Origin of the sequence: uncultured Streptococcus sp. (genome assembly GCF_963528215.1) — a bacterium.
Lineage (GTDB): Bacteria > Bacillota > Bacilli > Lactobacillales > Streptococcaceae > Streptococcus.
In genome coordinates this window covers 1-5,690 of sequence record NZ_CAURVL010000050.1, presented here as the reverse complement: position 1 = coordinate 5,690, position 5,690 = coordinate 1, and the positions used below count along the sequence as shown (strand labels likewise).

At 46.6% G+C, this 5,690-nt stretch carries 8 protein-coding genes and 1 pseudogene; 8 read left to right on the top strand and 1 reads right to left on the bottom strand.

The annotated features are described in order from the left end of the window. The 3 genes and pseudogenes from RWS24_RS10515 to RWS24_RS10505 all read left to right on the top strand — a co-directional run. The coding region (locus RWS24_RS10515) for a DALR domain-containing protein (protein WP_314367346.1) at nucleotides 1-497 on the top strand (497 nt) is incomplete at its 5' end. Then, nucleotides 490-882: a Mini-ribonuclease 3 gene (locus RWS24_RS10510; protein ID WP_004185361.1), complete on the top strand. Its 393-nt coding sequence runs from the start codon at nucleotides 490-492 to the stop codon at nucleotides 880-882. The genes RWS24_RS10515 and RWS24_RS10510, both read left to right, overlap by 8 nt. 380 nt (nucleotides 883-1,262) lie before the next feature. Beyond that, a pseudogene (locus RWS24_RS10505) lies at nucleotides 1,263-1,346 on the top strand (DUF6287 domain-containing protein); the annotation flags it as partial. A 96-nt stretch (nucleotides 1,347-1,442) separates the two neighbouring features. Here the strand turns inward: RWS24_RS10505 and RWS24_RS10500 are convergent. Then, nucleotides 1,443-2,402, bottom strand: coding sequence for an aromatic acid exporter family protein (locus tag RWS24_RS10500; RefSeq protein ID WP_314367343.1), 960 nt, complete (start codon nucleotides 2,400-2,402; stop codon nucleotides 1,443-1,445). A gap of 152 nt (nucleotides 2,403-2,554) precedes the next feature. Here RWS24_RS10500 and rlmB point away from each other — a divergent pair, with 152 nt between their 5' ends. From rlmB to rpsI, 5 genes are all read left to right on the top strand, one after another. Then, nucleotides 2,555-3,283, top strand: a complete 729-nt coding sequence (rlmB, locus tag RWS24_RS10495; RefSeq protein WP_049543750.1) for a 23S rRNA (guanosine(2251)-2'-O)-methyltransferase RlmB — start codon at nucleotides 2,555-2,557, stop codon at nucleotides 3,281-3,283. Continuing rightward, nucleotides 3,280-3,801: an NYN domain-containing protein gene (locus RWS24_RS10490; protein WP_002920219.1), complete on the top strand. Its 522-nt coding sequence runs from the start codon at nucleotides 3,280-3,282 to the stop codon at nucleotides 3,799-3,801. Before rlmB ends, RWS24_RS10490 begins: the two co-directional genes overlap by 4 nt. Next, a complete protein-coding gene (locus RWS24_RS10485) occupies nucleotides 3,791-4,654 on the top strand; it encodes a DegV family protein (RefSeq protein ID WP_002920218.1) in 864 nt (287 codons plus the stop codon). Before RWS24_RS10490 ends, RWS24_RS10485 begins: the two co-directional genes overlap by 11 nt. A gap of 180 nt (nucleotides 4,655-4,834) precedes the next feature. Then, a complete protein-coding gene (gene rplM, locus RWS24_RS10480; protein ID WP_314367336.1) occupies nucleotides 4,835-5,281 on the top strand; it encodes a 50S ribosomal protein L13 in 447 nt (148 codons plus the stop codon). Between the two features lie 18 nt (nucleotides 5,282-5,299). Next, a partial coding sequence (gene rpsI / locus RWS24_RS10475) for a 30S ribosomal protein S9 (RefSeq protein ID WP_002902303.1) occupies nucleotides 5,300-5,690 on the top strand: 391 nt, incomplete at its 3' end.

The following is a 5,690-nucleotide window of genomic DNA, read 5'->3' as shown; positions in this document are numbered from 1 at the left end:
TCAAGACCATTGATGGTCAGGTGCTGCGTTTCTTCTTTGCTACCCAGCATTATCGTAAGCCTATTAATTTCACGGAAAAAGCTGTTCATGATGCAGCGACCAATCTCAAATATTTGAAGAATACCTATGAGCAGCCTTTCACGGGTCAGGCAGACTCTGCTCAGATTCAGGCCTTTCTGGACAAGTTCACAGCTGCAATGGACGAAGATTTCAATGCGGCCAATGGTATCACGGTTGTCTTCGAGTTAGCCAAGTGGATTAACTCTGGCAATTACACCGCTGAAGTCAAGGCAGCCTTGGCCAAGCTCTTAGAAGTTTTTGGTATCGTCTTTGTAGAAGAAGTTTTGGATGCGGACATTGAGCGCTTGATTGAGGAACGCCAAGCAGCGCGGGCTAATCGGGACTTTGCGACTGCAGACCGTATTCGGGATGAATTGGCCGCTCAGGGCATCAAGCTCTTGGATACTAAGGACGGAGTGAGGTGGACACGTGACTGATGTCAACCTGATTAACGGTATTGCCCTCGCCTTTGAGGGAGATGCTGTCTACTCCATGTATATCCGGCGTCACCTGATTTTTCAAGGTCTGACCAAGCCCAATCAGCTGCATAGGGAAGCGACTAAGTATGTTTCTGCCAAGGCTCAGGCCAACCTCATTTCTCTCATGCTGGAAGAAGGGATTCTGACGGAGAAGGAAGAGGATATCTACAAGCGCGGCCGCAATGCCAACAGCCATACCAAGGCTAAGAATACGGACATCGTCACCTACCGTATGTCTACCGGCTTTGAGGCAGTCATGGGCTACTTGCATATGACCGAAGCCATTGAGCGACTGGAAGAGCTGATTGACTGGTGTATTCAACGGGTGGAGGAAAGCAAATAAAAAAAGATTTTCTAGCTCCGTTTACAAACTAGATAAATTGAAGATATCTAAAACAGAGTTGCTGCGGCAGCTCTTTTCTTTAGTGTCTGTATTTGCTATAATAATAGAAACTAGTTAAGGAGAATATCGTGAAAAAATATTTGGTTATATCGGTAATAGCCTTGGTTTTGCTTCTGCTATGGGCGTATAGCAACAGAAATAACAAACAAATCGAGACTTCTTCTGGAAAGACCAGTAGTGCTAATACAACTTCGTCTAAGGCGTCTAGCAGTAGCCAGGATTCAGAGCAAGCCAGCCTTCAGGAAACTTCTTCTAGCAGCATAGAGGTGCCCAGTTCAGAAGATACAAGTGAGCCAGCAGCAGAAAGTTCTGGATCTTCCATGAATGAAGAAGAGATAAAAAATGGAGACTACTCTAGTATTGCAGGTACTTGGAAAAGTGGTACTGGAAATACATTGGTGTTTGATGCCAATGGTTTGGTGAGTGAAACTCAGCATTTGAGCGAATATGGTGCCAAAGATATGTATGGTTTTGTTAGTATTGGAGTCCAGTGCCTAGGGCTAGTTTTCTTCTTTATAATTCTCGTAAAATTCCACCTTAATTCTAATAAAGTTTTCCAAGTCTCGCAGGAGCTGCAGGAGCATGGCGCGGGTTTCAAATTCTTGGCGGGTCTTAGGAAGAGGCCTCTCACGAAATACGGTCAAATAGTTGTCAATCTCGTCCAAGAGGTCTAGGGCGGGATTTTTTTGGCTCAGTTGCTTAGCGGTCTGGGAGAAGAGGCGGGCTAAAATCAAGCTTTCGCTAGCTGCTAGGCGGCAGGTATTGATATTACCGGCCATATCCAGCAAGATACGATTCTGAGCTCTTCGCATTTCAAAATAGTGGATATGGTAGTTGGTCTGGTGAAAGAGGTGGTTGGAGTGGTCCAGATAGACCAGCTGCAAGGCCTGCTGCAGAATGGTATCCAGCTCCTTGATCAGAGCTGCATCATTTCGACCATCTCCAGATTTTAAGAAATATTCAAAGCGCAGCAAAATCTTTTTCAGCTGTTCCTCTACTTGCTCGTGGTAGCTGTCAATCTCTTGCTGGCGCGAGGGCATATAGAGATTAGCTAGCAGAGCAAAGCCAGTTCCAATGAGAAATAAAGCTAGCTCATTTCCAAGCAGAGACCAAGAGGTGGATTTTTCTAAGAGCAGATGGGTGACCAGGACGGTGCTGGGTGTAATACCAATTTCCCAGCCAAGTCGAAAGGCTACAGGCACATAGATCGCGATATAGATGGCCAATGCTCCGAGATGAAAACCTAGAAAGTGAAAAGACAGGCTTCCGATAGCCAGAGCCAGCAGGGTAGATAAAAAGCGATTACCAGCTAGCTTAGCAGTGCTGCGGCGGGTATTGGTCACGCTGAGGATGGCAATAATTCCAGCTGAAGTTGAGTAGGCCAGACCTAAAAAGTCAGCCAGCCAAGCAGCGAGATAAGTAGCTAGTACTAGCTTGATGGTGCGTTGGAGGAGAGACATGAGTAAGAGTTTCCTTTTTTAGACTTCTTTCTATTATAGCATGACTGGCGGGGAATCTTGGAAGCTGCTGATTGCTTTTTATCAGAGCAGAATTCTGTCTCGCCCGAGTAAATCCTGCCGCCATTTTTTCGCCTTTGTGTTATACTAGTCCTATGGAAAAAAACGATATTGTCTACGGTGTGCATGCGGTGACAGAGGCTCTCGCGGCTAACACTGGAAATAAACTCTACATTCAAGACGATCTGCGTGGTAAAAAGGTCGATAAAATCAAAGATTTAGCAGCGGAAAAAAAGGTCTCCATCTCATGGACGCCTAAGAAGACCCTGCAGGAAATGACTGACGAAGCTGTTCACCAGGGCTTTGTCCTGCGGGTGGCGGAGTTCGCCTATACTGACTTCGAGGTGCTGTTGAAAAAAGCAGAGCAAGAAGACAATCCTCTCTTGCTGATTTTGGACGGGCTGACTGACCCGCATAATCTGGGTTCTATCTTGCGGACGGCTGACGCGACCAATGTAGCGGGAGTCATCATTCCCAAGCACCGGGCAGTCGGTGTGACACCAGTCGTAGCCAAGACCTCAACTGGCGCTATTGAGCATATTCTCATTGCCCGTGTGACCAATCTCAGCCAGACTCTGGACAAGCTCAAGGAAGCTGGTTTCTGGATTTTCGGTACAGATATGCAGGGGACGCCTTCTCATAAGTGGAATACAGCAGGCAAGCTGGCCCTCGTCATCGGTAACGAAGGTAAGGGGATCTCAAGTAATATCAAAAAGCAGGTGGACGAGATGATTTCCATTCCCATGAATGGGCATGTCCAGAGCCTCAATGCCAGTGTCGCAGCGGCTATTCTCATGTATGAAGTCTTTCGCAATCGCCTATGAAAAGAAAAATCTTACTGGTGGACGGCTACAATATGACAGCCTTTTGGCGGGAGACTCGTCCTTACTTTAACCGCGGAGAGTTAGATGCTGCACGAACGATTTTGCTCCAGAAACTCAGCAATTATGCCAGCTTTGAAGGACTAGAAGTAGTCTGCGTCTTTGATGCCCAGTATATGCCGGGAGTGCGGCAGACCTATGAAGAGTTTAATGTGACAGTCGTTTTCACTGAGGAGGAGGAAACGGCAGATGACTATATCGAGCGCTTGGCAGCTGAGCTCAACACACCCAAAAATCAAGTGTCGGTTGCGACTAGCGATCTCAATGAGCAGTGGACTGTCTTTGCCCAAGGGGCTTTGAGAGTGTCCGCTAGAGAGCTAGAGAAACGAGTAGCTGTTACCAAATCAGACCTCAATAAGCTGAGCGGACAAATCAACCTGCAAAGACCGCCCATGCGACCGATGGACAGCCAATCCTTGCGCGATTTACAAAAAATGATGGAGAAAAAAGATGATCTTTAAAATTTTAACCGATTCAACAGCAGACCTGCCAGAAAACTGGACTCAGGAAAATGATGTGCAGGTCCTGGGCCTGACCATTCAGCTAGATGGCCAAACTTATGAGACAGTTGGCGCAGGCAAGCTGACCAGCCAAGAACTTCTGGATAAGATGGAGTCCGGCAGCAAGCCAACTACCAGCCAGATCAATGTCGGCCAGTTTGAAGATGTCTTTCGAACCTATGCCAAGGAAGGGAAGCCAGTTCTCTATGTAGCCTTTGCTTCGGCCCTATCAGGTACTTATCAGAGTGCTGTCATGGCAAGAGAGATAGTCTTGGAAGATTTTCCAAATGCACTGATTCGCATCATTGATACCAAGGCGGCTTCTATGGGTGAAGGACTTTTAGTCATGAAGGCGGCAGAAGCTAGAGCTGCAGGCCAGACCTTGGAGCAGACAGCAGACTTGATTGAGAGCTTGGTGCCTAAGGTCAAGACATATTTTCTGGTTGATGACCTCAATCACCTCATGCGGGGCGGTCGGATTTCCAAAACTGCTGCGCTTATGGGGAGTTTGGTCAGTATCAAGCCGATTATCGCTGTCAAGGGAGATGGGACTCTGGACTCTGTCGCTAAAGTTCGCGGCAAGAAGAAGGCACAGGCAGAAGTAGTCCGCATGACTCTGGAGGGAGTTGCTGACCCGCGGGTGGTCATCGCCTATGCAGGGGCTGAAGAAGTGGCAGAGAGTCTGAAAGCTCAGCTGCTGGAAAGCGACCAAGTGGAGGAAGTTCTCCTCATGCCTCTGGGACCTGTCATTTCTACCCATACCGGTCCTGGAACTTTGGGACTCTTCAGTATTGCCCAAGACATTCAAGACTAAGAAAACATGAAATCGCTATTTCATAAATAATTGCTTCAAATCTATTGCTTTTGCCTACTATTTTTGATATGATAGTAGGCGGTATTGTTTACCCCATTTGTGAGGCCCCGGAACCTTTCAAATAACTCGCGGACCGGAACATCCGCCCTGTAAACAAAAACGATATTCATAGGAGAAATCATGAACAAAACAACATACATGGCTAAGCCAGGTGAAGTTGAACGCAAATGGTATGTAGTGGACGCTACTGATGTACCTCTTGGACGCCTTTCTGCTGTTGTAGCAAGCATACTTCGTGGAAAAAACAAACCAACATTCACACCACACACTGATACAGGTGACTTCGTAATCGTTATCAATGCTGAAAAAGTTAAATTGACTGGTAAAAAAGCAACTGATAAGATCTACTACACTCACTCAAACCACCCAGGTGGATTGAAACAAATCTCTGCTGGTGAACTTCGTTCTAAAAATGCAGTACGTTTGATCGAGAAATCAGTTAAAGGTATGCTTCCACACAATACTCTTGGACGCGCTCAAGGTATGAAGTTGAAAGTATTTGTTGGAGCTGAGCACACTCACGCTGCACAACAACCAGAAGTTCTTGATATTTCAGGACTTATCTAAGGAAAGGAACAATAAAGTATGTCACAAGCACAATATGCAGGTACTGGACGTCGTAAAAACGCTGTTGCACGCGTTCGCCTTGTTCCAGGAACTGGTAAAATCACTGTAAACAAAAAAGATGTTGAAGAGTACATCCCACACGCTGACCTTCGTTTGGTTATCAACCAACCATTTGCAGTTACTTCAACTGTTGGTCAATACGACGTTTTCGTAAACGTTGATGGTGGTGGCTACGCTGGTCAATCAGGAGCTATCCGTCACGGTATCGCTCGTGCCCTTCTTCAAGTAGACCCAGACTTCCGCGATTCATTGAAACGCGCAGGCCTTCTTACTCGTGATGCCCGCATGGTAGAACGTAAGAAACCAGGCTTGAAAAAAGCTCGTAAAGCTTCACAATTTAGTAAACGTT

Bases quoted from the DNA above. Each gene is read 5' to 3' on its own strand.
- RWS24_RS10500 (WP_314367343.1), bottom strand. From the start codon at position 2,402: ATGTCTCTCCTCCAACGCACCATCAAGCTAGTACTAGCTACTTATCTC.
- rlmB (WP_049543750.1), top strand. From the start codon at position 2,555: ATGGAAAAAAACGATATTGTCTACGGTGTGCATGCGGTGACAGAGGCT.
- RWS24_RS10490 (WP_002920219.1), top strand. From the start codon at position 3,280: ATGAAAAGAAAAATCTTACTGGTGGACGGCTACAATATGACAGCCTTT.
- RWS24_RS10485 (WP_002920218.1), top strand. From the start codon at position 3,791: ATGATCTTTAAAATTTTAACCGATTCAACAGCAGACCTGCCAGAAAAC.
- rplM (WP_314367336.1), top strand. From the start codon at position 4,835: ATGAACAAAACAACATACATGGCTAAGCCAGGTGAAGTTGAACGCAAA.